This window comes from Bradyrhizobium commune, from assembly GCF_015624505.1.
Lineage (GTDB): Bacteria > Pseudomonadota > Alphaproteobacteria > Rhizobiales > Xanthobacteraceae > Bradyrhizobium > Bradyrhizobium commune.
Window position 1 is genome coordinate 2,568,309 of record NZ_CP061379.1, and the last position, 24,872, is coordinate 2,593,180.

General features: G+C 64.0%; 25 protein-coding genes. 11 read left to right on the forward strand and 14 right to left on the reverse strand.

The features are described from left to right. The 4 genes from IC761_RS12040 to murJ all read left to right on the forward strand — a co-directional run bounded on the left by IC761_RS12040 (position 1) and on the right by murJ (position 5,502). A complete protein-coding gene (locus IC761_RS12040; protein WP_195803454.1) occupies positions 1-1,413 on the forward strand; it encodes a mannose-1-phosphate guanylyltransferase/mannose-6-phosphate isomerase in 1,413 nt (470 codons plus the stop codon). Positions 1,414-1,580: 167 nt separating this feature from the next. Beyond that, positions 1,581-2,585, forward strand: coding sequence for a Gfo/Idh/MocA family protein (locus tag IC761_RS12045; protein ID WP_195803455.1), 1,005 nt, complete (start codon positions 1,581-1,583; stop codon positions 2,583-2,585). Positions 2,586-2,636: 51 nt separating this feature from the next. Next, the gene (locus tag IC761_RS12050) at positions 2,637-3,788 is read left to right on the forward strand and encodes a DegT/DnrJ/EryC1/StrS family aminotransferase (RefSeq protein WP_195804632.1); all 1,152 of its coding nucleotides are present in this window, start codon (positions 2,637-2,639) and stop codon (positions 3,786-3,788) included. A gap of 187 nt (positions 3,789-3,975) precedes the next feature. Then, positions 3,976-5,502: a murein biosynthesis integral membrane protein MurJ gene (gene murJ / locus IC761_RS12055; RefSeq protein WP_195803456.1), complete on the forward strand. Its 1,527-nt coding sequence runs from the start codon at positions 3,976-3,978 to the stop codon at positions 5,500-5,502. 51 nt (positions 5,503-5,553) lie between these two features. Here murJ and IC761_RS12060 read toward each other — a convergent pair whose 3' ends face one another. The 8 genes from IC761_RS12060 to IC761_RS12095 form a co-directional block, all read right to left on the reverse strand. After that, positions 5,554-6,027: a DUF3147 family protein gene (locus IC761_RS12060; RefSeq protein WP_195803457.1), complete on the reverse strand. Its 474-nt coding sequence runs from the start codon at positions 6,025-6,027 to the stop codon at positions 5,554-5,556. Beyond that, positions 6,027-6,374, reverse strand: coding sequence for a hypothetical protein (locus IC761_RS12065; protein ID WP_195803458.1), 348 nt, complete (start codon positions 6,372-6,374; stop codon positions 6,027-6,029). The genes IC761_RS12060 and IC761_RS12065 overlap by 1 nt, the downstream gene beginning before the upstream one ends. Further along, positions 6,367-6,954 (reverse strand): phosphatase PAP2 family protein, encoded by a 588-nt coding sequence (locus IC761_RS12070; RefSeq protein WP_195803459.1) that lies wholly within the window; start codon positions 6,952-6,954, stop codon positions 6,367-6,369. Before IC761_RS12070 ends, IC761_RS12065 begins: the two co-directional genes overlap by 8 nt. 149 nt (positions 6,955-7,103) lie before the next feature. Then, a complete protein-coding gene (locus tag IC761_RS12075) occupies positions 7,104-7,994 on the reverse strand; it encodes an SDR family oxidoreductase (protein ID WP_195803460.1) in 891 nt (296 codons plus the stop codon). Between the two features lie 201 nt (positions 7,995-8,195). Beyond that, positions 8,196-8,756 (reverse strand): DUF4142 domain-containing protein, encoded by a 561-nt coding sequence (locus tag IC761_RS12080; RefSeq protein ID WP_195803461.1) that lies wholly within the window; start codon positions 8,754-8,756, stop codon positions 8,196-8,198. A gap of 81 nt (positions 8,757-8,837) precedes the next feature. After that, positions 8,838-9,065, reverse strand: coding sequence for a hypothetical protein (locus IC761_RS12085; RefSeq protein ID WP_195803462.1), 228 nt, complete (start codon positions 9,063-9,065; stop codon positions 8,838-8,840). Positions 9,066-9,073: 8 nt separating this feature from the next. Continuing rightward, positions 9,074-10,861: a thiamine pyrophosphate-requiring protein gene (locus tag IC761_RS12090; RefSeq protein ID WP_195803463.1), complete on the reverse strand. Its 1,788-nt coding sequence runs from the start codon at positions 10,859-10,861 to the stop codon at positions 9,074-9,076. 127 nt (positions 10,862-10,988) lie between these two features. Next, positions 10,989-11,264 (reverse strand): DUF6894 family protein, encoded by a 276-nt coding sequence (locus IC761_RS12095; protein WP_195803464.1) that lies wholly within the window; start codon positions 11,262-11,264, stop codon positions 10,989-10,991. Positions 11,265-12,079: 815 nt separating this feature from the next. On the opposite strand from IC761_RS12095, the gene IC761_RS12100 reads away from it, so the two are divergent. Together IC761_RS12100 and IC761_RS12105 are read left to right on the forward strand one after the other, a co-directional pair. Next, entirely contained in the window at positions 12,080-12,469 is a 390-nt protein-coding gene (locus tag IC761_RS12100) for a YjiS-like domain-containing protein (protein ID WP_195803465.1), read from the forward strand. Positions 12,470-12,495: 26 nt separating this feature from the next. After that, the gene (locus tag IC761_RS12105; RefSeq protein ID WP_195803466.1) at positions 12,496-13,431 is read left to right on the forward strand and encodes a DUF1152 domain-containing protein; all 936 of its coding nucleotides are present in this window, start codon (positions 12,496-12,498) and stop codon (positions 13,429-13,431) included. Between the two features lie 37 nt (positions 13,432-13,468). Here the strand turns inward: IC761_RS12105 and IC761_RS12110 are convergent, their stop codons facing one another. After that, the gene (locus IC761_RS12110) at positions 13,469-13,636 is read right to left on the reverse strand and encodes a DUF2934 domain-containing protein (protein ID WP_195803467.1); all 168 of its coding nucleotides are present in this window, start codon (positions 13,634-13,636) and stop codon (positions 13,469-13,471) included. 244 nt (positions 13,637-13,880) lie between these two features. Between IC761_RS12110 and IC761_RS12115 the strand changes: the two genes are divergently transcribed. The 3 genes from IC761_RS12115 (at position 13,881) to IC761_RS12125 (ending at position 18,274) form a co-directional block, all read left to right on the forward strand. Continuing rightward, positions 13,881-16,190 (forward strand): xanthine dehydrogenase family protein molybdopterin-binding subunit, encoded by a 2,310-nt coding sequence (locus IC761_RS12115; RefSeq protein ID WP_195803468.1) that lies wholly within the window; start codon positions 13,881-13,883, stop codon positions 16,188-16,190. Positions 16,191-16,289: 99 nt separating this feature from the next. After that, a complete protein-coding gene (locus IC761_RS12120; RefSeq protein WP_195803469.1) occupies positions 16,290-16,739 on the forward strand; it encodes a c-type cytochrome in 450 nt (149 codons plus the stop codon). Positions 16,740-16,990: 251 nt separating this feature from the next. Continuing rightward, on the forward strand, positions 16,991-18,274 hold the full coding sequence (locus IC761_RS12125; protein WP_195803470.1) for a cystathionine gamma-synthase family protein: 1,284 nt from the start codon (positions 16,991-16,993) through the stop codon (positions 18,272-18,274). A 7-nt stretch (positions 18,275-18,281) separates the two neighbouring features. On the opposite strand, the gene IC761_RS12130 is transcribed toward IC761_RS12125, so the two are convergent. Beyond that, positions 18,282-18,644 (reverse strand): VF_A0006 family four-cysteine protein, encoded by a 363-nt coding sequence (locus IC761_RS12130; protein ID WP_246791502.1) that lies wholly within the window; start codon positions 18,642-18,644, stop codon positions 18,282-18,284. Between the two features lie 192 nt (positions 18,645-18,836). After that, positions 18,837-19,256 (reverse strand): CHRD domain-containing protein, encoded by a 420-nt coding sequence (locus IC761_RS12135; RefSeq protein ID WP_195803471.1) that lies wholly within the window; start codon positions 19,254-19,256, stop codon positions 18,837-18,839. Between the two features lie 154 nt (positions 19,257-19,410). Here IC761_RS12135 and IC761_RS12140 point away from each other — a divergent pair, with 154 nt between their 5' ends. Beyond that, a complete protein-coding gene (locus IC761_RS12140; RefSeq protein WP_195803472.1) occupies positions 19,411-20,334 on the forward strand; it encodes a c-type cytochrome in 924 nt (307 codons plus the stop codon). A 31-nt stretch (positions 20,335-20,365) separates the two neighbouring features. Here the strand turns inward: IC761_RS12140 and IC761_RS12145 are convergent, their stop codons facing one another. The 3 genes from IC761_RS12145 to IC761_RS12155 form a co-directional block, all read right to left on the reverse strand. Continuing rightward, on the reverse strand, positions 20,366-20,611 hold the full coding sequence (locus IC761_RS12145; RefSeq protein WP_195803473.1) for an Lrp/AsnC ligand binding domain-containing protein: 246 nt from the start codon (positions 20,609-20,611) through the stop codon (positions 20,366-20,368). A gap of 284 nt (positions 20,612-20,895) precedes the next feature. Continuing rightward, positions 20,896-21,393: a YkgB family protein gene (locus IC761_RS12150; protein ID WP_195803474.1), complete on the reverse strand. Its 498-nt coding sequence runs from the start codon at positions 21,391-21,393 to the stop codon at positions 20,896-20,898. A gap of 202 nt (positions 21,394-21,595) precedes the next feature. After that, the gene (locus tag IC761_RS12155; protein ID WP_246791503.1) at positions 21,596-23,578 is read right to left on the reverse strand and encodes a PAS domain S-box protein; all 1,983 of its coding nucleotides are present in this window, start codon (positions 23,576-23,578) and stop codon (positions 21,596-21,598) included. Between the two features lie 293 nt (positions 23,579-23,871). On the opposite strand from IC761_RS12155, the gene thiD reads away from it, so the two are divergent. Beyond that, positions 23,872-24,672 carry a bifunctional hydroxymethylpyrimidine kinase/phosphomethylpyrimidine kinase gene (thiD, locus tag IC761_RS12160; protein WP_195803475.1) on the forward strand — a complete coding sequence of 267 codons (801 nt, stop codon included), beginning with the start codon at positions 23,872-23,874 and terminating at the stop codon, positions 24,670-24,672. Positions 24,673-24,872 lie beyond the last annotated feature (200 nt).

A 24,872-nucleotide genomic window follows, 5' to 3' on the forward strand; every position in this document is an offset into this window, starting at 1 on the left:
ATGGACAAACGCATCATCCCCCTGATCATGTGCGGCGGTGCCGGCACGCGGTTGTGGCCGGCCTCGCGCGAGGTGCGGCCAAAGCAGTTTTTGCCGCTGTTCGGCACGCGCTCGACCTTCCAGGACACGCTGTTGCGCGTCTCGGATGCCGCGCTGTTCGATCGCCCGATCGTCATCACCAACGCCTCCTATCGCTTCATGGTGCTGGAGCAGCTCGCCGAGATCGGCATCGAGGCCGACGTGATCCTCGAGCCGATGCGGCGCGACTCCGGCCCTGCGATCGCAGCCGGCGCGGTGTTCGCGCAAGTACGCGCCAAGGACGCGATCGTGCTGGCGCTCGCCGCCGACCATGTGGTGCAGGATAACGCCGCCTTCGTCGCGGCCTGCCGCGAAGGCCTCGCCGCGGCGAGCACCGGCCGTATCGTCACCTTCGGCGTCAAGCCGGAACGGCCGGCGACCGAGTACGGCTATATCAGCCCGGGTGAGGTGATCTCCGGCGAGGTGCAGGCGGTCGCGCGCTTCGTCGAGAAGCCGGACGCGGTGAAGGCGGCCGACTACCTCAATTCGGGCTATCTCTGGAACAGCGGCAACTTCATGTTCCCGGCGGCCCTACTGCTCGACGAATACCGCAAGGTCGATGCTGCGAGCGTGCAGGCGGTCTCTGATGCGGTGACCAATGCCGGCCGCGACCTCGGCTTCGTGACGCTGGAGCCAAAAGCCTTCGGCGCGGCAAAGGCGATCTCGATCGACTATGCGGTGATGGAAAAGACCTCGCGCGCAGCCGTGGTGCCGGTGTCGTGCGGCTGGTCCGACGTCGGCTCGTGGCGCGCGGTGTGGGAGCTGTCCGACAAGGATACGCAGGGCAATTCGGCGCACGGCACCGCCGTGTTCGAGGATTCGCGCAACTGCAACGTCACGAGCGATCATGCGCTGGTCGCGCTCGAAGGCGTCGACGACCTCGTCGTGGTGGCGACCGCGGACGCGGTCCTCGTCTCGCGGCAGAAGGATGCCAACGGGCTCAAGCGTCTCGTGACGAAGCTGAAAGCGATCGCGCCGAAGGTCACCGAGGAGCACCTCAAGGTGCACCGGCCCTGGGGCAGCTACCAGTCGGTCGACAATGGCGAGCGGCATCAGGTCAAGCGCATCGTGGTGAAGCCGGGCGGGCGGCTGTCGCTCCAGAAGCACCATCACCGCGCCGAGCACTGGATCGTGGTCCGCGGTGCGGCCCGCGTCACCGTCAACGAAACGGTCAAGACGGTGCATGAGAACGAGTCGATCTACATCCCGATGGGCGCGGTCCACCGGATGGAGAACCCCGGTAAAATCATGCTGGAACTGATCGAGGTCCAGACCGGCTCCTATCTCGGGGAAGACGACATCATCCGGATTGAAGACGACTATCAAAGGTCGTAACCAGCAAACTCCGAATCACGCGACCTGGGCCAAAACGATGCTAAGGCCCGGGGAACGTGTAACTTTTTGAATCAAATCGTGTCCGGGCGGCTCACGCGGCATTCGCCACAAATGTGGCGACCGTGCTAGAAGCGGCCCGGGGTTGCGTTGAATCGGGGTTCGATCAGATGAGTTCCAAAGGGTCACAACCGGCAAAGGCCGGCTTGCGCGTCGGCGTCATTGGCGCCGGCGTGATGGGCAGCAACCACGCGCGCGTGCTGAGCGGCCTGCCCGGCGTCAGCCTGGTCGGCGTGGTCGATCCGTCGCCGGCGCACCTGACGCGCACCACCGAGCTTGCCAGCTGCCAGGGTTTTGAGACGCTCGACCAGCTCTTCGCGGCCGGCGTCGATGCGGTGACCATCGCGGCGCCGACCCATCTGCATCACGAGCTCGCGCTCGCCTGTATCGCCAGGAACATCCACGTGCTGGTCGAGAAGCCGATCGCCTCCACGGTCGCGGAAGGGCGCGAGATCGTCACTGCCGCGCAGAAGGCCGGCGTGACGCTGATGGTCGGCCATGTCGAGCGCTTCAATCCGGCGGTCGCCGCCGTCAAGCAGGCGATCGCGGGCGAGGACATCCTGTCGATCGCGATCACGCGCGTCGGTCCGTTCCCGCCGCGCATGTCCAATGTCGGCGTCGTCATCGATCTCGCCGTGCATGACATCGATCTGATTCGCTGGTTCACCGAATCCGACATCGTCGAGGTGCAGCCGCAGCTGTCGAGCGCGGTCGCCGAGCGCGAGGACATCGCGCTGCTCCAGTTCCGCACCGCCTCCGGCGTGCTCGCCCACATCAACACCAACTGGCTCACGCCGTTCAAGGCGCGCAGCGTCACGGTCGCGACCCGCGGCAAATATGTGATGGGCGATCTGTTGACGCGCCAGGTCACCGAATGCTTCGGCTTCAAGCCGGACGGCAGCTATTCGATGCGGCATCTGCCGGTCGGCCATGACGAGCCGCTACGCGCCGAGCTGATCGCCTTCCTCAGGGCCGTTCGCCACGGCGAAACGCCGGCGGTGACAGGCGACGAAGGCGTTGCCAGCCTCGAGATCGCGACGCAGTGCCTCGAGACGCCCTCGCGGCCCGCAGCGACGTCGCCGACCCGCAAGGGTCCGCGCCGCGTCGCCGGCTGATCCTTCCGCATGTCGATCGCTCCAAATCCGCAAGGCGCCAAGACCCAGACCATGAACCAGCATCTGCGTTCCGATCCCATTCCCTTCATTGATGTCGGCGCGCAGCGCCGCCGGCTCGGCGCCGAGCTCGATGCGGCGGTCAAGCGCGTGCTCGACCATTGCCAGTTCGTCAACGGCCCTGAAGTCGCCGAGTTCGAAAAGCAGCTTGCGGCCTATTGCGGCGCCAAGCATGTGATCGGCTGCGCCAGCGGCACCGATGCGCTTCTGATGATCCTGATGGCGAAGAATGTCGGCCCCGGCGATGCCGTGTTCTGTCCGTCCTTCACCTTCATCGCGACGGCGTCGCCGGCGGCGCGGACCGGCGCCACGCCGGTCTATGTCGACGTGGACGAAGCGACCTTCAACATGAGCCCGGAGTCGCTCAAGCGCGGCATCGCGACCGCTCGCAAGGCCGGCTTGAGGCCGGTTGCGGTGATTCCGGTCGATCTGTTCGGCCAGCCGGCCGATCACGATGCGATCGCCGAAATCGCCAAGGCCGAAGGCCTGTTCGTGATCGACGACGCAGCGCAAGGCTTTGGCGCCAGCTACAAGGGCCGCAAGCTCGGCACCTTCGGGCTTGCCACCGCCACGAGCTTCTTCCCGGCAAAGCCGCTCGGCTGCTTCGGCGACGGCGGCGCGATCCTCACCGATGACGACGAGCTTGCCGCGACGCTGCGCAGCATTCGTGTGCACGGGCAGGGCGTGGACAAATACGACAACGTCCGGCTCGGCCTGACCGGCCGGCTCGACACCATGCAGGCTGCGATCCTGATCGAGAAGCTGAAGATTTTTGACGACGAGATCGCCGTCCGCAACAGGGTGGCGGAGCGCTATGCGCGCGGGCTGTCCAACGTCGTCACCGTGCCGCGCCTCGCGCCCGGTAACACCTCGGTCTGGGCGCAATACACCATCCGTCTCCCGAAGGGGACCGATCGCGACGGCTTTGCTGCTGCGCTGAAGGCCCAGGGTGTGCCGACCGCGATCTATTACGGCAAGTCGATGCATCAGCAGACCGCCTACAAGCAGTATCCGGTCGCCGACGGCGGGCTGCCGGGCTGCGAGAGCCTGTCGCAGGACGTCATCAGCCTGCCGATGCACGCCTATTTGACCGAAGCCGATCAGGAGCGGGCAATCGCCGCCGTCCGCGGCGCGATCGCGGGCTGATCTTGCTTCACCTCTCCCGCTTGCGGGAGAGGTCGGCGCGAAGCGCCGGGTGAGGGCTCTCTCCTCTGGAGGAGTCTTCCTTGTCGAGACACCCTCTCCCCAACCCTCCCCCGCAGCGGGGGGAGGGAGCACACTTCCGTCGCGGCTTGCACCTAGACCTAATCTCGCCATGCTCTAAAACAGACGCATGCTCGGACGCATCTTCACGGTCGGTGGTTACACGCTGCTCTCGCGGCTGACGGGATTTGCCCGCGACATCATGCTGGCGGCGATCCTCGGTGCCGGCCCCGTCGCCGACGCCTTCTTCGTGGCGCTGCGGCTGCCCAACCATTTCCGCGCGATCTTTGCCGAGGGCGCCTTCAACGCCGCCTGGGTGCCGGCCTACGCGCATGTTCACGGCGAGCGCGGGGAGGGAGCGGCAAAATTGTTCGCCGACCGCATCTTCACGCTGCTCTTGGCCTCTCAAGTCGTGCTGCTGATCGTCGCCTGGCTGTTCATGCCGCAGGCCATGAGCTTACTTGCGCCGGGCTTTTCCGAAGACGCCGAGCAGCGCAAGCTCGCGATCGAGCTGACCCGGATCACCTTTCCCTATCTGCTGTTGATCACGCTGGTGACGCTCTATGGCGGCATGCTCAACGTGATGCAGCGTTTTGCCAGCGCAGCCGCCGCGTCGATCTTCCTCAACGTCGCGATGATGATGACGCTGGCGCTCGCCGCCTGGTTTCCGACTGCGGGCCACGCCGCCGCCTGGGGCGTTCTGATCTCGGGCTTCCTGCAATATTTTCTGCTCGCGGGCGATCTCGCCCGCCATGGCGGCCTGCCGCGCTTTGCGCCGCTCAAACTGGACGAAGATGTCCGCGGCTTCTTCAAGGCACTCGGGCCTGCGACGCTGGGCTCGATGGGGACGCAGGTCGCGCTGTTCGCCGACACCATCATTGCGACCTTCCTGCCCGCGGGCGCGCTGTCGGCGCTCTATTACGCCGACCGCCTCAACCAGCTGCCGATCGGCGTGATCGGCATCGCTATCGGCACGGTGCTGCTGCCGGAGATGTCGCGGCGGATCACGGCCAACGACCACGACGGCGCCATGAAGGCGCAGCGCCGCGCCTTCGATTTCACGCTGCTGTTCTCGGTCCCCTTCGTCGCCGCGTTCCTCACCGTGCCCGACGAGATCATGCGTGCGCTGTTTGCCCGCGGCGCCTTCTCCAAGGCCGATGCGGTGGCCGCAGGCAGCACGCTCGCGGCCTATGCCATCGGCCTGATCCCCTTCGTGCTGATCCGCAGCGCGGTCGCGACCTTCTATGCGCGCAAGGATACGGCGACGCCGGTTCGCGCCTCGCTGACCGGCATCGCTGTCAATGTCGCCCTGAAGCTCGCCTTGATGGGATCGCTCGCCCAGATCGGCCTGGCGCTCGCGACCGCCGTCGGCGTCTGGACCAATCTGCTGCTGGTGCTGTTCTTCGCCGTGCGGCGAGGCTTTCTCGCGCTGGACCGCGCCTGGCTCATGTCGCTCGCCAAATTCCTGCTGACCGGAATAATCCTCGCCGCGGCCTTCTGGCTGATCGCGCGGTTTGGCGGGTCGGCGCCGGGCTCGATGCACTTCCGGGATGAAGTGACGCTGGTCCTGTTGGCCGTCGGGGGGACGATCGTCTACGCGCTGGTGATCCTCATTCTGTTCGGCCGGAGCTGGCTCGTCTCGCTGGTGCGCGGCTAGGTGCGTATCAATGAGGCGTTGTGCCCGCTCGCCTCACCGCGAAGGACCTGATCACTCGACGTCAGGACGGGGGAGGCGTGCCAATTGGCCGAGGGACGAAAATCGCCTCAGGAAAAACTGTCTCGCCCACCACGCCGAAACTGAAACGATCATCCACGCCAAGATAGCTGCGGCGAATGCACCGACCACATTTGTTTCCGCCGTCGCCCAAAAAGTCAGCGCGAATCCGGCAAGGCCAATGCTGCCAAGCCCGGCACCCGCCGCGTCCAGTGCCGCGGCCTGCTGTCCGCGCCGCGCTCCGGCAAGACCGACATTCGCTTTGGCGCGACGCTCATGGCTTTCAATCAGGGTCGCACTGGCGCAGAAGATGGCGGGAAGCGCGAGAAACAGCCCGCCGACGGCCGCCCCGAAATATTGCCCTATGATTCCGGCGAACACGGTCGCAAGCCCCCCGAGCACGAAGCGGACGCCGTATTCATACCAGCGCGTCTTCTTGAGTGCCGAGGATGACAGCTTGACCAGCATCAGGCGGCCCCTCCGAGACCCGCGAGCAGGCCGAAGGCGATTGCGAGCCATACCGCAAAAGCGATGATGCTGGCGGGCAGCGCCGCGAGCCGAGACCTCATCAGAATGTGGCAGACGGCAAGGCTGTAGCAACCGAGAGCGATCGCGCCGAAAATCATGGTCCAGCTTTCCGCCGCCGCGTATGGCGGGCCGTGCTGCACGACCGCGATGCCGAGCGTGGCGAGCGCGACAGATGGCGCCGCGCCCAGGAGGCCGGCAAAACTCTTGGGCCGCAGCATGTCGCCGAGCATTGCGAAGGCGGATACGATCACACCACCGGCGATGAAGCGGAGGAGGTACTCAGCCACGATGTGCCCCCCGATCCACAGTCTCTCCGCTCCGCCTTGCCAGCGTCCAAGGCCTTAGCGTCCGCTCGACCACGATCCCCAGCGTGAAGCCCGCGACCACATCGCTGGCCCAGTGCGCGAGCAGTGCGATGCGGGTCAACGAGAGGGCCGTCGCGATGGCGCGCACGAGACGTCGCCGGGCCGGGGGCAGCAGGGCGGCGGCGGACGCCAAGGCGCCCATGTGGACGGCGTGGCCAGACGGAAAGGCATCGCGGGCCCTTCCGGAGAATGGGATGCCACGCCGATGGCCGAGCAGGGTCAGCCGATCCGGTCTGATCTGGTCGAACACGGTTTTCAAGATGTGCGGGAGCACTGTCGTCGCCAGCGAAATGGCCAGGATATGATTTGCGACCCTACGCTCCTCGGGACGCCGAAGACGGGCGTAGAGCCAAGCCGTCGCGGCAAGTCCAAGCAGCACATGCTCGTCCGCGCCCCAGGTCAGCACTTTGGCCGCCTCTTCGAACTCTGCGTTCGCATGATCGGAGACCGCGTTGGCAATCGCGAGGTCAGTACGGGTGGGCTCGACAGTTATGAGGGCCATCAGTTCAGAAGCGGAGCTTGTTTGTGATGTCTATGTAAAGCTTCTGTGACAGCAAGGTTCCTTGTCAGAAGGTTGGCTGGCAAAGAGAAAGGCCGCCTCGATGTCAATCAAGGCGGCCCCTGTTGCAAACCAAGTTGAAGAAGCGCGTTTTAAGGCTGTCCCGATCCACCCGCCGAGCCGTAGACCTGACCGGTCGCATAGCTGGCGTCGGCAGCCGCAAGCTGTACATAGATCGAGGCGAGCTCGGCGGGCTGGCCGGGGCGGCCGAGCGGAGTCATGCCGCCGAATTTTTCGAGCTTATCCATCGTTGCGCCGCCGGACACCTGGAGCGGCGTCCAGATCGGTCCGGGCGCGACGCCGTTGACGCGGATGCCCTTGGAGGCGAGTTGCTTTGCCAGCGACTTCACGTAGTTCATGGTCGCCGCCTTGGTCTGTGCGTAATCGTAGAGATCCGGCGAGGGATCGTAAGCCTGCTCGGATGTCGTGCCGACGATACAGGATCCGGGCTTGAGATGCGGCAGCGCCGCCTTGATGATCCAGAACGGCGCGTAGATGTTGGTTTTCATGGTCGCGTCGAAATCCTCTGACGAGACGTCGAGGATGGAAGCGCGCGTCTGCTGCCGGGCGGCGTTATTGACGATGATGTCGAGCCCGCCGAGGCCCTGCACAGCCTGCTCGATCAGTTTCTTGCAGAAAGCTTCGTCCTTGAGGTCGCCGGGAAATGCGAGGCCAATGCGACCCTCCTTCTTGATCAGCGCGATCACCTCCTGTGCGTCGGGCTCCTCCGCGGGAAGATAGTTGATGGCGACGTCGGCGCCTTCGCGCGCATACGCGATCGCAGCTGCCCGGCCCATGCCGGAATCGCCGCCGGTGATCAGCGCCTTGCGGCCAGCGAGCCGCCCGGAGCCCTTGTAGCTGGTTTCGCCATGGTCCGGCCGCGGCTCCATTTTGCCGGCGAGGCCGGGCCAGGGCTGCGATTGCTTTTTGAATGGCGGTTTCGGATAGCGGGTGACGGGGTCGATCAGGTCTTGCTCGGCCATATCTGTGTTTCCTTTCGCTGTCGAGGATGCCAGCGAAGCCGCAGCGAGTGTGGCGCTCGCCGCGTGCACGACGTGCCGGCGGGATAATGCAGTCTTGTCCTGATGTGCCATGAAGGCCTCGGCGATTTACAGTCTCAACCAGCGGAGCGAAGTATCGTTGCCAATCGGGGACGCCGACGGAGCCGACGTCCCCGGAAAGCCCTACTTCGACTGTTTCGACTGTCCGACGCTCGGCGCCTTGCCGAGCTCCTGGGCCATGTCGAGATGATGCCTCAGCGCGGGCACTGTCTTGCCGGCCCAGTCCTTCAGCGCGGCATTGTCGCCACCCTTGGCATAGCGATCGAACAGCGACACGGCATCTTCGTGCGCGCTGACCTGATAGGAGTCGTAGTCCGAGCTGAAATCCTTGCCTGAGGCGTTCTTGAGCTTGTCGAGCTTGCTCTGGTGCGAGCTGTCGAGCGCCGTCGGCAGCGTGGCTTGCACCTTGCCGTCACCGACCAGGGCTTTCAGCTCGCTGCTGGTCTTGGTGTGGTCGGTCACCATCTGCTGAGCGAAGGTTTTCTCCTGCGCGTTGCCCTTCTGCTCAGCGAGCTTGCTCGATTCGATTTCGAACATGTCGCTGATGGCGACCTCCTTGACGAAATCGGCGGTCGCAGGCGCGACGCCGAGCGCCGAGTTGACGCCGGTTTTCTCGCCGAGCGACTGCGCAAACGCTGGGCCTGCGAGGAGCACGCAGGCAGCGGCGATGATAATACGTTTCATGGTCCGGTCCCTCTGATTGGCCACGCGGCCTTTGCCGCGCGGATCTTTGCGCCAATCAACACGACGCCGGGTCCGATGTTCCTAATCCGTGGGATGTCGGCCGGTGCGGGGATTGATCGGATCGGTCGGCTTCCGTCGCAGCCGCTCCGGCAGGAACGGCTCGGACGGCGAGGCCGACGGGGCGGCGCGCACGTCGGCATGATGCTGCGCCCGCTCGTGCGGCGTCTGGTTGGTATTGATCCGATGCTTCACGTCGACGCCGTCGACGGGGTCGTTGATGCCATGCTGAATGTCACGAAAGTCGCTCATGATTCACCTCATTCCTTTCCGGGCAGGATCTTCTCCAGAACCTGCCGGGCCGCTCCCTTGATCACACCGGTTTGGTCAGGGTCGCCCTTCATCAAGGCGAGAGAAAAGTTCTTCGCTTGCTGCAGGGTGATGTGCGGCGGCAGCGGCGGCACCTCGGGATCGGTCTTCACCTCGAGCACGACGGGTATCTCACTTGCCAGTGCCTGCTCCCAGGCCGAGCCGAGCAGTTGCGGGCTATCGACGAAGATGCCGGTGAGGCCGATCATCTCGGCGAAGCGCGAATAGGGCACGTCGGGGATGCGCTGCGAGGCCTCGAATTTGGGATCGCCATTGATGATGCGCTGCTCCCAGGTGACCTGGTTGAGATCTTCGTTGTTGAAGACGCAGACAATGAAGCGCGGATCGCGCCAGGATCGCCAATATTTCGCGGCGGTGATCAGCTCTGCCATGTTGTTCATCTGCATGGCGCCGTCACCGACCAGCGCGATCACGGGCCGGTCCGGATGGGCGTATTTCGCGGCGAGCGCGTAAGGGACCGCCGCGCCCATCGAGGCGAGGCCGCCGGAAAGCGAGGCTGTCATGCCGCGCCGGATCTTGAGATCGCGCGCGAACCAGTTGGCGCAGGAGCCGGAATCGCTGGTGATGATGGCCCGCTCGGGCAGGCGCGACGACAGTTCCCAGGCGACGAGCTGGGGATTGATGGGCGCGGCGGGCTGGTGCGCCCGGTCGTCCAGCGTCTCCCACCATTTGGCGACGTCGTCCTCGATGCCCTTGCGCCAGGCGCCGTCGGCCTTCGGCTTGAGCCGCGGCAAAAGTGCGCGCAAGGTCTCGGCCGCATCGCCGACAAGGCCGACTTCCATCGGAAAGCGGATCGACATCATGCTGGCGTCGATCTCGATCTGCACGCCGCGTGCGCTGCCCTCCTTGGGCAGAAACTCGGAATAGGGAAATCCCGAGCCGACCATCAGCAGCGTGTCGCACGCCGTCATCATGTTGTAGCTGGGCTCGGTGCCCAATAGACCGATCGAACCGGTGACCCAGGGCAGGTCGTCGGGCAGCGCGGCCTTGCCCAACAACGCCTTGGCGCAGCCGGCCGAGAGACAATCAGCGACCGCGATCACCTCGTCGGTCGCGTGCAATGCGCCGGCGCCGATCAGCATTGCGACCTTCTTGCCGGCATTGAGCACCTCGGCGGCGCGCTCGAGGTCGGCTTCGTGCGGCATGATGCTGGGGCGGCTATAGCCGACCCCGGAGTGCAGGGTTCCGTGAGCGCGGGGCGGATTTTCGTAAGGCTCTTCCTGGAGATCGTTCGGCAGCACGATCGCGGTCACGGTGCGGCGCGCCAGCGCGATGCGCACCGCGCGGTCGATGAGATGCCGAACCTGCGCGGGCGAGGACGCCTGCGCGACATAGGCGCCGGCGACGTCCTTGAACATCGAGACCAGGTCGACTTCCTGCTGGTAGTGGCCGCCAAGTGCGTTCCGCGCCTGCTGGCCGACGATCGCCAGCACCGGCTGGTGGTCGAGCAGCGCATCGTAAAGGCCGGTGACGAGGTGCGAAGCACCCGGTCCGGAGGTCGCGATGCATACGCCGAGTTGACCTGAGAACTTCGCATAGGCGCTTGCCATGAACGCCGCCATCCCCTCATGGCGGGCCTGGACAAATCCGATCTTGTCCTCGGCGCGGTTGAGCGCACCGAACACGCCGTTGATGCCGTCGCCGGGATAGCCGAACAGGTGCCGCACGCCCCATTGATGCAGGCGTTGAACGATGAAGTCGGAGACGGTCTGGGCCATTGCAGGTCGGCTCCCGGTTTCCTGGCATGAATGATGGAGAACGGCGCCCCTCGGCCGATGTTCCTGCCAACGTTCGACCAACGGCCCTCCCGGGCCAGCAGGTCTGGCGCAAGGCCTTGATCGATGCCTACCGGTCCGGCGTCTCGGTCAACGCGAAACGCAGTCGCAAAACCGTGTCGTGTTTTTCATTGGTCACAATGAGTTGCCATTCCAAATCAGCGGGATACTTGGCGGCCAAATCCCGCAGACACTCACCGGCCGTTCTGATGGCCTGCGCGCGCATATCCTCCCACGTCGCGCAGGGCTCGCCGACAGTATCGACGATGAATTTCTCATCCAGAACTGTAAGAAATACCGACCTGCTGACATGGCGCGCGCTCCTGGGCCATGTCTTGTTGGCCATGTCTTGTCGGCCATGTCTTGTCGGCCAATGTCTTGTTGGCCTTGTCGCGACACTAGGTGGGCGGCATGAGTCCTGGAGACCGTAGCCATTCGCTCATGTACGAGCCTGTTTCCGCTTGTCGGGCTCTGCGGATCAAATCTTCCCGGGCCGGACCAGGTGGGAGCGATTTGGCTTCATCACGCAGGCGCTTTGCTTGTGCAGCCAAACGTTCTTCGAGGGATAAGGTTTGCTTGAGCCGGCGACGTTGCTTCATGACGGGCCTCGTTCATACGGGTCCTAACCGTAGGGGTTGCGGTCGAAAACGTTAGTCTGGGCCATTCTGTTCCGTCTTTAACAAATGCTTGAAAGGCAAATCAGGCCACTACGGTTTTCAAAGCAGGCCACCGAGGCCGGAAAGCGGCCACCGGCTTCTGAGCCATGGGAATGGATAGTCGCCTTCTGCAAGCGGTCGCAAAGCGCCGCTCTGTGTCCGCAAGGCCAGCGGCTATCGTGTGCCTCCTGAACTTGGCAAAGATCGGTCAGGAATACGCCGCATGGCTTCGGCGGACGAATGCGCTGACGCGGCGGCTCGTCCGTAGGATGCAGCCAACGTCCGCACATCCCTTGATTTTGTGCGATTGCCGTGCTATTGAAGCCTCATGATTAAATCTTCGCGCAAAGTCAACTTCATGCACATGACCCGCTTCGGCTGGGCCGTGGGAGGAGTCGCGCGCTAGGAATTCGACGACGACATCTTTTCACCAAGGCCCCGCCGGCATCGGACGGGGCCTTTTGTTTGGCCACGCTCCCTGCCGGCTCAACAGCAGGAGCGTGCGATGCCACCTCAACTAACGGACGTCTCACCCGGGATTGAAGGCGAGGCCGCAAGGCGCGGCCTCAATATCTCCATCGTGCAGGCAAAGGACGCCATCGACCAGGCCTTGGCCGCGCGCCTCAAGGCGTCGGCCACGGCGCTGGACGACGCTTTGTCGGACAAGGATGCAGCCGGGCCAGCGGCACTAGGCGTCGTCGGTCTGCTCAAGCAATATTGGCTTGCGTTTCGAGGCTTGCGTTCGCGCCCGCGGGTCAACTTGCAGGACCTGAGTGACAGGGAGCTGATGGATATCGGTTTGACGCGCGGCGAGATCGACTACGCCTCGCCTCAACGCGCTATCGATAAGCTTAGAGATCGCGCAACGGATCCATGGAGCCGGGGCGTGATATAAGTGATCAACCATATGGTTCTTCGAGCATGATTCCGTTTCTTGAACGACTCGATCGGGCAAGCAAAGTCCTGGTTTCCGGCTGCGGCGGTGGCTTCGACGTCTTCGTCGGCGTTCCGCTCGCACAGCACCTGACGACGCAGGGCAAGCAGGTGGTGTTTGCCAGCCTCTCATTCACGAATTTGTGGTTGTGCGGCGGCGAGCGTGTCGGGGAGACGGTTTGGCGCGTCGATCAGCGGGCCGCCGAAATTCCGTACTTTCCGGAGAAATGGCTGAGCGAATGGCTCGGCCGGCGCGAGCAGCTCGTGCCGACGTATGCGTTTGCGAAGAGCGGCGTTCGCCCGCTCGCGGCGGCGTATCGTTCGATCATCGACCGCCATGACATCGACACCGTTGTCCTGGTCGATGGCGGAACGGACAGCCTCGTGTTCGGCGACGAGCCCGGTGTCGGCAGTGCTGTCGAGGACGCGATCTCGCTTGTTGCCGCCGATCAGGCCGCGGGCGAGCGAGTGCTGCTCGCCGCGATCGGCTTCGGCGTCGATCATTACCACGGCGTCTCGCACCATGCGTTCCTGGAGAACACAGCGCGACTGATTCGCGATGGGGGATTTCTCGGGATGTTTTCGTTGTCGCAGGGCAGCAAGGAAGCCGATGCCTTCCTCGATCTGGTCGACTACGCCAACCAGCGCCAGCCGCAGCACCCGAGCATCGTCTGCAATTCGATCGCGAGTGCACTGCGGGGCGAGTTCGGCAACTATCATGCCACCAACCGGACCAGCGGGAACGAGCTCTTCATCAACCCGCTGATGACGCAATACTGGACGTTTCAGTCCTCGGCGGTCGTGCGCCGCATGGTCTATGCGAGCCGGCTGGCAGAGACCGATCGCGCCGAAGACGTCCGCAGGATCATCGATCTTCACAGGGAGGCGAGTGAACTGCGCCCTTTCCGTCCCATCCCGCTCTGACAGGCGAGGGCTGCGGGATTTTCGCGGGCCGTGCCTTCTACTCGAGAAATGTCTCGGACTTCTCGTCGGGATTGTTTGTGGCGCCGTCCTTCAATTCGCGTTCGGCTTCGTGCCAGAATTCGTCCTCGCGCCCCTCAGGCCGTCCGGCAACGTCCCACAATCGATGCGCGCGGATTCGGATCTGTTCTTCGGTCGGGTCGGGCATGGATCCACTCGTTCATTGGGGGCGTAAACTCGGCCACACGGGCATTACGCCGTATGGCCACCGGATTCCGTCTCCGCAGATACAAGCTTTTGCAACGAGGATTTGTTCCTGCCCCACGCGTCGCGGCGGTCTCAGCAGAAATAGCCCAGCCGGGACCGAGGTCGGATAGCGACAAACCCGTTTGCCTTGCCACTTTTTCCACGGCAATATGCCCGGCAAAACAACCATAGGACGGGACAAGAAAATGGCGGCTCCCATCAAGTTCGGCGTTGGCCAGAGCGTGCTGCGCAAGGAGGACGACGCGCTGATCCGCGGCAAGGGCCGCTACACCGACGACTACGCGCCGCAGGCCGCGCTGCGCTGCCTGATGCTGCGCTCGCCGCATGCGCACGCCAAATACACCATCGATGCGAGCCGGGCTCGCGGGCTCCCCGGCGTCGCGCTGATTTTGACCGCTGACGACGTGAAGGATCTCGGTAATCTGCCGTGCCTGTTCAATTTCGAGACCGATCCGTTCACCGGCCCGCCTTACCCGATCCTCGCGAAGGATGAGGTGCGCCATGTCGGCGATTGCATCGCCTTCGTCGTGGCCGAGACCATCGACCAGGCGCGCGACGCGATCGAGGTGATCGAGGTCAAATGGTCGCCGCTGCCTGCGGTGACCGGCGTCGTCAACGCCGTCAAGAAGGGCGCGCCGCAGGTCTGGCCGGACAAATCAGGCAACGTGCTGTTCGACGTTGCGATCGGTGACAAGGCCGCGACCGAGGCCGCCTTTGCGAAAGCGCATGCGGTCGCCGAGATCTCGATCGTCAATCCGCGCGTGGTCGCGAGCTTCATGGAGACGCGCGCGGCGGTCTGCGAATATGACGCCAAGAACGATCATCTGACCTTGACCGTCGGCAGCCAGGGCAGCCATCGGCTGCGCGACATCCTCTGCCAGAACGTGCTGAAGATCCCGACCGACAAGATGCGGGTGATCTGTCCCGATGTCGGCGGCGGCTTTGGCACGAAACTGTTTCCCTATCGGGAATACGCGCTGATGGCGGTTGCCGCGCGCAAATTGAAGAAGGCCGTGAAATGGGCGGCGGATCGCTCCGAACATTTCATGGGCGATGCGCAGGGCCGCGACAATGTCACCACCGCGAAGATGGCGCTCGCCGAGGACGGAAAATTCCTCGCGATGGATTGCGACCTGATGGGCGACATGGGCGCCTATCTCTCGACCTTCGGGCCCTACATCCCGCATGGCGGCGCCGGCATGCTGCCGGGCCTCTACGACATCCAGGCGTTCCATTGCCGGGTGCGCACCATCTTCACCAACAGCGTGCCTGTCGACGCCTATCGTGGCGCGGGCCGGCCCGAGGCGGCCTATGTCATCGAGCGCCTGGTCGACGCCTGCGCGCGAAAACTCGATATGACGCCGGACGCCATCCGCCGCAAGAACTTCATCCAGCCGAAGGCGCTGCCCTACACGACGGCGACCGGCAAGGTCTATGATTCCGGCGACTTCGCCGCGCATCTCAAGCGCGCGATGGAGATCGCCGACTGGAAGGAGTTTTCGAAGCGCGCCAAGGCGGCCAAGAAAGACGGCCTGATCCGCGGCATTGGCTTGGCGAGCTATGTTGAAGTCTGCGGCACCATGGGCGAAGAAACCGCCAATGTGCGGATGGACCCCAATGGCGACGTCACCATCCTGATCGGCACCCAGTCGAGCGGGCAGGGCCACCAGACCGCCTATGCGCAGATCGTCGCCGAGCAGTTCGGCCTGCCGCCGGAACGCGTGCACATCCACCAGGGCGACACCGCCGAGATCGCGACCGGCCTCGGCACCGGTGGCTCGGCCTCGATTCCCTCGGGCGGCGTCAGCGTCGAGCGCGCCACCCGCGAACTCGGGCAGAAGCTGAAAGAGATCGCAGCGCAAGCGCTGGAGGCGAGCGCCGGCGACCTCGAGATCACCGACGGTCTCGTGCGCATCGCCGGCACCGACCGTTCGATGAGTTTTGCCGATGTTGCCAAGCGCGCGGGCGCCGATCCCTCGAAGCTGAACGCCAGCGCGACCTTTACCAGCGCCGACGGCACTTATCCCAACGGCACGCATGTCGCGGAAGTCGAGATCGATCCGGCAACCGGCATCATCAAGATCGTGAATTACGTCATCGTCGACGATTTCGGCAAGACGCTCAATCCGCTGCTGCTGGCGGGGCAGGTGCATGGCGGCGCCATGCAGGGCATCGGCCAGGCGCTGATGGAGCAGGTGGTCTATGGCGCGGGTGACGGCCAGCTCATCACGGCGACCTTCATGGACTACGCGCTGCCGCGTGCGGCAGATGGCCCGTCCTTCCTGTTCGAGACCAACAACATCCCCTGCAAGACCAATCCGCTGGGTGTGAAGGGCGCGGGCGAGGCCGGCGCAATCGGTTCCTGTCCGGCCGTCGTCAACGCCATCGTCGACGGACTGTGGCGCGAGTACAGGATCGACCACATCGACATGCCGGCGACACCCGAACGTGTTTGGATCGCGATCAACGAGCACCATCGCCGCCACAGTCTCTGAGATCGGAACCTCCGCGGCGGGAATAAACCCCCGCTGCCGGGTTCTATTCCTGAATGATCTCTTTCCCCCAACCGCCTTGCGCTCCGGAGAAATAAGCCGATGAAACGTACGTTGATTGTCGCGGGCACCCTGCTTCTGGGTGCCGGCGCCGTGATGGCGCAGCAGGAGGTTGCGGTCCAGCAGGATAATCTGATGCGCTCGCAGGCCAAGAGCATGTACGGCGTCATCTTGAAGATGACGAAGGGCGACATCCCCTACAACCAGAAGGCCGTCGACGAGGCGGTGGCCAGTCTAGAGGCCGATGTCGCCAAGATCGCCAAGACTTTTGAGGTCAATCCCAAGCAGGACGTGGTCAACGCGAACTACGGCTCGTCGCCGAAGGTCTGGCAGAACAAGGCCGATTTCGACTCCAAGATTCCGCCGGTGCAGAAGGCAATCGCGGATGTGAAGGGCAAGATCACCGATCTCGCGAGCCTGAAGACCGCCTACACCGCAATGAACGACCGTTGCAACGATTGCCACGAGACGTATCGGCTGAAGCTGAAGTAGCGGTTGCAGTTCGTAGCCCGGATGGAGCGCAGCGAAATCCGGTAAACCTGTGCGAGCCGATAAGTCTGCCCCGGATTGCGCTTCCGCTCCATCCGGGCTACGAGCGCTTCATCATAGCTATTTCTTTTGGCAAGGCCTGACGGATCGCTGCTGGAGCGGCTATCTTCACGTCAGCCGCCGCGGCGTTGATGCCTCACGCTGTTCAGAGTTCCGACGCGCGGCGCGGATCCCAGGCAACAGCGAGACAGGCCATGGCAAAACCGTTCCCGTCCAAGACCCATATCGGCAACCATATGCTGCATCCGGAAACGCTGATGCTGACCTATGGCTACGATCCCCAGCTGTCGGAAGGCGCCATCAAGCCGCCGGTGTTTTTGACCTCGACCTTCGTGTTCAGGACGGCCGAGGACGGGCAGGACTTTTTCGATTACGTCGCCGGCCGGCGCGAGCCGCCGGAGGGCATGGGCGCAGGGCTGGTCTATTCGCGCTTCAACCATCCCAACAGCGAGATCGTCGAGGACAGGCTCGCGATCTACGAGCGCACCGAGAGCTGTGCGCTGTTCTCGTCCGGCATGGCGGCGATCTCGACGACGATTTTGGCGTTTGTCCGTCCCGGCGATGTCATCCTGCATTCCCAGCCGCTCTATGGCGGCACCGAGACGCTGCTGACCAACACGCTGTCGCGTTTCTCGATCGGCGCGGTCGGATTTGCGGACGGCGTCGACGAGACTGCGATCAACCAGGCCGCCGAGGAGGCGATGCGCAAGGGCCGGGTTTCGATGATCCTGGTCGAGACGCCGGCCAACCCGACCAATGGCCTCGTCGACATCGCGCTGATGCGCCGCGTCGCCGACACGATCGGCGAGGCCCAGGGCCACACGCCGATCATCGCCTGCGACAACACGCTGCTCGGCCCGGTGTTTCAGCGGCCGATCGAGCATGGCGCTGATATCTCGCTATACTCGCTGACCAAATATGTCGGCGGTCATTCCGACCTGATCGCCGGTGCCGCGCTCGGCACCAAGGCGATCATGAAGGGCATCAAGGCGCTGCGCGGCGCAATCGGCACCCAGCTCGATCCGCATTCCTGCTGGATGATCAACCGCTCGCTCGAGACCTTGAGCCTGCGTATGGAGAAGGCCGACAGCAATGCGCGCCTCATGGCCGACTATTTGCGCGACCATCCAAAGGTCGCCAAGGTCCATTATCTCGGCCATCACGACGAGGCGTCGCCGGCCGGGCGCGTGTTCGCGCGGCAATGCCTGGGCGCAGGATCGACATTCTCGTTCGACGTCGTCGGCGGCAAGGTGGCCGCGGAGAAATTCCTCAACGCCTTGCAAATCTTCAAGCTCGCGGTGAGTCTCGGCGGCACGGAATCGCTCGCCAGCCTGCCGGCGACGATGACCCATTCCGGCGTCCCCGCCGACATCCGCCGCAAGATCGGCGTTCTGGATTCCACGATCCGGCTGTCGATCGGCATCGAGAATCCGTCGGACCTGATCGCGGATCTCACGCAGGCATTGAGCGTGGCCTGAGCGCTACTCAAAGCGGATTGGACGCGCGACAGGCCGACAAGATGGCCGCGGCAGCCTCGTTGGACTGGGCGCCCGAGAGTTGCTGCACGAGACAGATGTAATAGCCCTTGCTGGATGCGTTCAGCAGGGAGTCGCGGTTGACGACCAGCCAGTTGCAGGCCGAACGGATGTATTGGACGGCAAGGGCCGATCGGGTGTCGCGAATTGCGGACAGCTCACATTGCGCCTGCCTTTCCATATCGGTTTGGGCGACGGCCGATCCGGAGAAGGAGCAAAACGTGCCGGCAACGACGGCGCTGGCCAGCACATACAACGGCGCGCGCGCCCGTCCCTTGATCCCGGCCTGAGTGGGAATGCTGGAGAACCACACGACGGCCACCCCAAAATTCGGCAATTGAAGATTGCGGCTCGGCTTGAGGAGCTCTGCAAGTGTATGGCCGAAGTGCGGAGCCTGGCAAGGCGCCCCCATCGCGTCGAGACACCGCGCACCCGTCCCGGAATCGAAAAGGCCGGACGCGCCCTCCTCGCGTCCGGCCTTTCCGCAACGAAGCAGCTTTGTCGTTTACTTCGTCACCTGACCGCGGATCTCGCCGCCCGGGTTGGCCGCAGTGTGAATGTTGACGTAGAGCTTGCCGGAGAGCAGATCGGAGGCCTGCGCGTCGGTCAACGTTGCGCTGCCCTCAGTCGGGCTCGTTGCGATGCCCGGGATCGGGACCGCGACGCCGGCGTTCTTGCCGGTCTCGGCGGGCCCGTGGAAGTGGGCGGCGGTGGCGGGACCGGAGAGGCCGGAATAGCTCACCTTCCAGGAGAGCTTCTTGGTGGCGGCGTCATAGTCGAGATCGGCCGCGCCAGTGCCGCCGCTGGTGGTGGCGGGGACTTCGGACTTGCCGTCCAGCACAGCCTTCAGTTTCTCCGCGCTGGCCGGGCCTGCGAACGCGACGGCGGCTCCGAGGGCCAGCGTGGCTAAAAGGGCTTTGTTCATGGGTCTCTCCCTGTTGACGCCTGATTGCAGTCAATTTGCAAACAGTAGGCGTCTGACTTTATTCCCGCATTCCGATCAAACCATCTAAATTATTCGTGGCTGGAGCGGCTACGGGATGATCCGTAAATTCGTCCGAGCCCGATGGGATTCTGCAATGCTGCGACGAACAATTTTTGTCATCCTGATCACCGCCGTCGCAGCCCTGGGCATCTATTGGTGGTTGACCGCGCCGACCGCGCTGGCATTGCCGGCACCAACACACGCCCCCGATCCCGCCAATGGGCAGGAGCTGTTCAACGTTGGCGGCTGCTCGTCCTGTCACGCAGTGCCGAACCAGCCCGATCGCTTGCGGCTCGGCGGCGGCCTGGCGCTCGGCTCGCCATTCGGAACGTTCTACGCGCCGAACATTTCGCCCGATCCTGCCGACGGCATCGGGCGCTGGAGCGAGGCTGATTTCGTCAACGCCGTGATGCGCGGCATCTCGCCCGAAGGCACGCATTATTTTCCGGCGTTCCCCTACACGTCCTACCACCTTGCAAAGGTCGACGACGTCCGCGATCTCTTCGCCTATCTGAAGACGCTGCCGCCCGTGTCCGGCCGGGTGCGCGACCACGACGTGCCGTTTCCTTTCAACATCCGCCGCAATGTCGGCATCTGGAAATTGCTGTTCATGGATGTTAGGCCGTTTCGCGCGGACACCGCGCGCTCGGCGCAATGGAATCGCGGCGCCTATCTCGTCAACGGACTTGGCCATTGCGCCGAATGCCACAGCCCGCGCAATGCGCTCGGCGGTGTCATCCGCGGCGAGCGCTTCGCCGGCGGTCCCAATCCCGAAGGCGAGGGCTGGGTGCCGAACATCACGCAGAAGGGCTTGGGTAGCTGGAGCGAGAAGGAAATCGCCGACTTCCTCGAAACCGGCGACATGCCCGAAGGTGACAGCGCCTCCGGCTCGATGCGCCCGGTGATCAAGAACCTCGCGCTGCTGACACCGGAAGATCGCGCCGCGATGGCCGCCTATTTGAAGTCGTTGCCGCCCGTCGACGGGCCGACACCGCCCAAGCGCAACGGATTGCCGTAGATGCCGTTCTCTTCACCGTGCGCCTTGCGGCCTAGCGCGAACCGAACGCCTTGAAGGTGATGATGGTGAGGGTGTCCTGGATGCCGGGCAGCACCTGCACCTTCTCGTTGATGAAGTGGCCGATATCGGTGTCGTTGTCGACGTAGAACTTCACCAGCAGGTCGTAATGGCCGGCGGTGGAATAGATCTCGGAGGCGATCTCGGCTTCAGCGAGCGCGTTGGCGACCGTGTAGGACTGGCCGAGCTTGCATTTGATCTGGACGAAGAAGGGAACCATTGCAGTCACTCCGAAGGCATCGTTTGGGGGCTAGAGCCAATTCCGTTCCGATGGCATCGAACGGGGCTCTAGCTTCTTATTTTGACGCGTTTTCTTGACGCGAACCGGCATCCACTTCGCTTGAAAACGCTCTAATAGGCCAAAACCGGCCGGATTTAGCAAGCGAGCTTGCCGCAGCTTTGGTCCGTTCCAGATACGAGAAGGGCGGCCCGGTATCCGGACCGCCCTTCTCGGCGTTATTGAGCTACAGGCCCTGTCCACTGGAGCATGGACGTCGAGGCCGGTCAGACGGTCGCATCGGCGCGGGCAAGCACCCGTTGGACATCCTGCTTCAGGAGATAAACAGAGACGGCGAGCAGAACGAGATCCTTCAGAAGGAAGGCCGAATTGATTGTCATTGCTGGAAAGCCTCCGGCGCCAGCGTCCCACGCGTCGGGAACGAACGGCAGGACCGTGAAGGTTGCGATGAAGGTGAAGGTCGAACCAAGGGCGCCGAGCATGCCCGCTTTCTTGTTCCAGAAACCCAGAAGTAGCAGCGTGCCAAAGGTCCATTCTGAGGCGCCGAGAAAAATCGCGGTGCCGCGAATGCCCAAGACCGGAATCGTCCAGAAGATAAACGGGCCGTGGGTGATGATGGGCAGCAGTCCTCGGATTTCAGATTCGAACCATTTGTCGTATCCGAACCACGCGAAGATGATGACCATTGCGGCGCGGAGCAGGTGATAATCGAGGTCGTGCTTCAGAAGGCCCGAGCGGCCGAGAAGCTGAGCGATGGCGTTCATTTGATTTCTCCTCAACGAGCGAAGCCAGCGGATCCACAGGGAGGCTCCCCGGACCCAAGATCGCGTCTGGCTTGATGACGACGAGCGCTACAATAAGCGCGCCGTTGAGTTTTTTAATTCTATAAAGGCTCAATTATATGCTCCGTCGTCTCACACGGAAGCATGCCGGATACATTCCGGTCGGCGGCCCGCGCCGAGTGCGTCAGGAGGTCACGACCACTGCTGCGAACGCGTCCCTGAGCCGCTGCGCCAGCTCGGCCTTGCGATAGGGTTTTGTCAGGACGACGGCCTGCGCCTGCGCGCGGCCCTGTTCGACCAGGGTCTCCAGCGCATAGCCCGAGGTGAACAGGACCGGAAGGCCGGGGCGAATCCGCCGGGCCTGATCGGCAAGCTCCCAGCCGCTGATGCCGCCGGGCATGACGATATCGGTGAACAGCATGTCGATGCCGGGGTCGGTGCGGAGCCGCGCCAGGGCCTCCTTGCCGTTGACGGCAGCGACAACGCGATAGCCGAGGGCTTCCACCCTGTGGATGACAGAGGAGCGCACGAACGGATCGTCCTCCGCAATCAGGATGGTTTCGTGCCCGCGGGGCGCCGCTACCTCGTTCTCCGGCGCTTTGGCCGACGATTGTTCGGCGCCCGCGCGCGGCAAATAGATCCGGACCGTCGTGCCGAAGCCTTGCTCGCTGTAGATCGAGACATGGCCGTCGGATTGCTTGGCGAAACCATAGACCATGCTGAGCCCGAGACCCGAACCCTTGCCGACTTCCTTGGTGGTGAAGAACGGCTCGAACGCGCGCTCGATGACTTCCGGCGTCATGCCTTCGCCGTCATCGGTGACGGAGATCAGGGCGTAGCTTCCGGACGCCACTTCGGGATGGAGCGCACGGTAGTCCTCGTCGATCGCCGCCAACTCTGTGCTCAGCGTCAAATGTCCTCCGTTCGGCATCGCATCCTGTGCGTTGAGCGCAAGGTTGAGCACGGCGGATTCAAGCTGGGTGCGATCGGCGAAAGCCTGGATCGTGCCTGGCCCGAAGGCCGTCGTGATCTCGATGTTTTCGCGCAACGTCCGCTTGAACAGCTTGAGCATGAATTCGAGCAGCTCGCGGCAATCGATCGCCTGCGGCCGCAGCAGCTGGCGGCGGCTGAACGCGAGCAGCTGCTGCGTCAGCTCCGCGCCTCGCTCGCCCGACTGGCAGATATCGTCGGCGAACCGCCGCAAATCTGGTCTCGCCTTCAGCTGGTCGCTCAGTTGCTCGGCATTGCCGATGATGACGGTCAGGAGATTGTTGAAGTCATGGGCGATGCCGCCGGAGAGCTGGCCGACCGTCTCCATCTTCTGCGCCTGGTGGAGCTGCTGCTCGGTCAGCTTGCGCGCGGTCACGTCGTGGACGATGCCGACGAAGATCGGCTCGCCGTCCTGCGTCGCCTGGCCGACCGACAGATCCATAGGAAAGGTCGTCCCGTCCTTGCGCAGGCCGACCGCCTCGCCGCCGGTCGCGAAATGTCGTGCGCGGCTGCCGGGCCCGGGGCTGGCCTCGCCGGGAATCAAGAGCTGGATCTTCCGGTTCATCACCTCGCTGGCCTGATAGCCGAACAACCGCTCGCAGGCCGGATTGAACAGCAGGATGCGGTCGTCGGCATCGAACAGGATGACGCCGTCGACCGCGGTCTCGACGATCGCGGTGAGGCGCGCCACGCTCTCGCGCATCGCGCGCTGGGCGTCGTTGACCTGTTGCAGCAGCAGCGTCGCATCCCGGGTCTTGATCTCCTCCTCTTCGAGCGCGGCCTGGACTTTCCTGAGCTCGAACGGGGAGGGGATCGCCAGGATCTTCGGCAGCAGCGGCCAGAGCGCGCTGGCGGTGAACACCGACGCTACGGCGGTCGCCGCCTTGACCAGGCCCTCGATGCCGTAGACCGGGACCCACAGCGTGTAGATCGACAGCACATGCGTGAGGCCGCAGGCCATGATGAAGACTGCGAACGCCCAGAACACCCATCCGAACCTGAGGTCGCGCCGCCTGGTGACGAGGATCGCGAGCGCAAACGGGATCGAGAAATAGGCGAGGGCGATGCAGGCGTCCGAGACCACGTGGAGCCAGATCAGCTCGGGCTCCCACAACAGGCAGATGCCGTGCGGTGACAGCATCGACGAGTCGAGAAGGCGTTCAAAATAGGCCCACATGATTCCACCCTGATAGGCTCGCGGGCCGGAGTCGGCCCGCAACATTGGTGCCGCTGGACGGTTCCATTATCAACGTCTCATTCGTCTATGTGAGCCAAGGCAGCATCAAGGCTATTTTGCAGCCTGTGCACGATTTCGGGTCGACAATGCCGCGGGGGAGCGCCTTCAGGTGATTCGCCAGCACCCGAGCGGCGGGGCCGCGGGCCGCGGCGGCCCGGCGCGGCTTGCTGGCGCTCCGCGAGCGCGCTAGGACAGGCCATGGCCGTGTCCCTTTCAAGCGAATGTCCCCGGCGATGACGACGCCCGTGGCGCTCACCATCGCCGGCTCGGATTCGAGCGGCGGCGCCGGCATCCAGGCCGATCTGAAGACTTTTGCCGCGCTCGGCGTCTATGGCGCCTCCGCGATCACGGCGCTGACGGCGCAGAACACGACAGGCGTCACCGGCATTCACGCAGTGCCGGCGGAGTTCGTCACCGCGCAGATCGATGCTGTGTTCTCCGATCTCGATGTCGGTGCGGTGAAGATCGGCATGGTGGCGCAGGCGGCAAGCATCGACGCGATCGCGGCCGCGCTGTCGCGCTGGGCGCCGCGTCACGTCGTGCTCGATCCCGTGATGGTCGCAACCTCCGGCGACCGCCTGCTGGCCGCGGAGGCCGTCGAGGCCCTGCGCACGAAACTGATGCCGCTCGCCTCGGTGATCACGCCCAATCTGCCGGAGGCAGCGGCCCTGCTCGATGAGCCTGTCGCGCGCAGCGAAGCCGACATCGAAAGCCAGGGGCGTCGCCTGCTCGCGCTCGGTTGCCGTGCCGTGCTGATCAAGGGCGGGCACGGCGAGGGCGCCGAGAGCATCGACTATCTCGTCTCTCCCGATAACGCGATCGCGCTTTCGGCGCCGCGCGCTGCGACCCGCAACACCCATGGCACCGGCTGCTCGCTGTCTTCGGCGGTCGCGGCGGGTCTGGCCAGGGGCGAGGCGCTCGAGCAGGCGGCCCGCAACGCCAAGGCCTGGATCAGTGCGGCGATTGCGGCGGCCGACCGCTTCAGCGTTGGCCACGGCCACGGGCCGATCCATCATTTCCACAGATTCTACTGACGTCGGCCCTGCACCTCGGGGATCGCCGCCCGTTAACCAATAAGGCCATGCCCTTCCGGGCTCCTACGGGCCACTCATTGCCGCCTCATGTCGCCTGATTGTCGCATGCGACTGATATTCGCGGGGAGGGCGAGGCAAGGTTTGATTCGTATCTGAGGGTGCCTCAAAGGTTCAATCGTCATCCCCCTGTCACGGGAAAT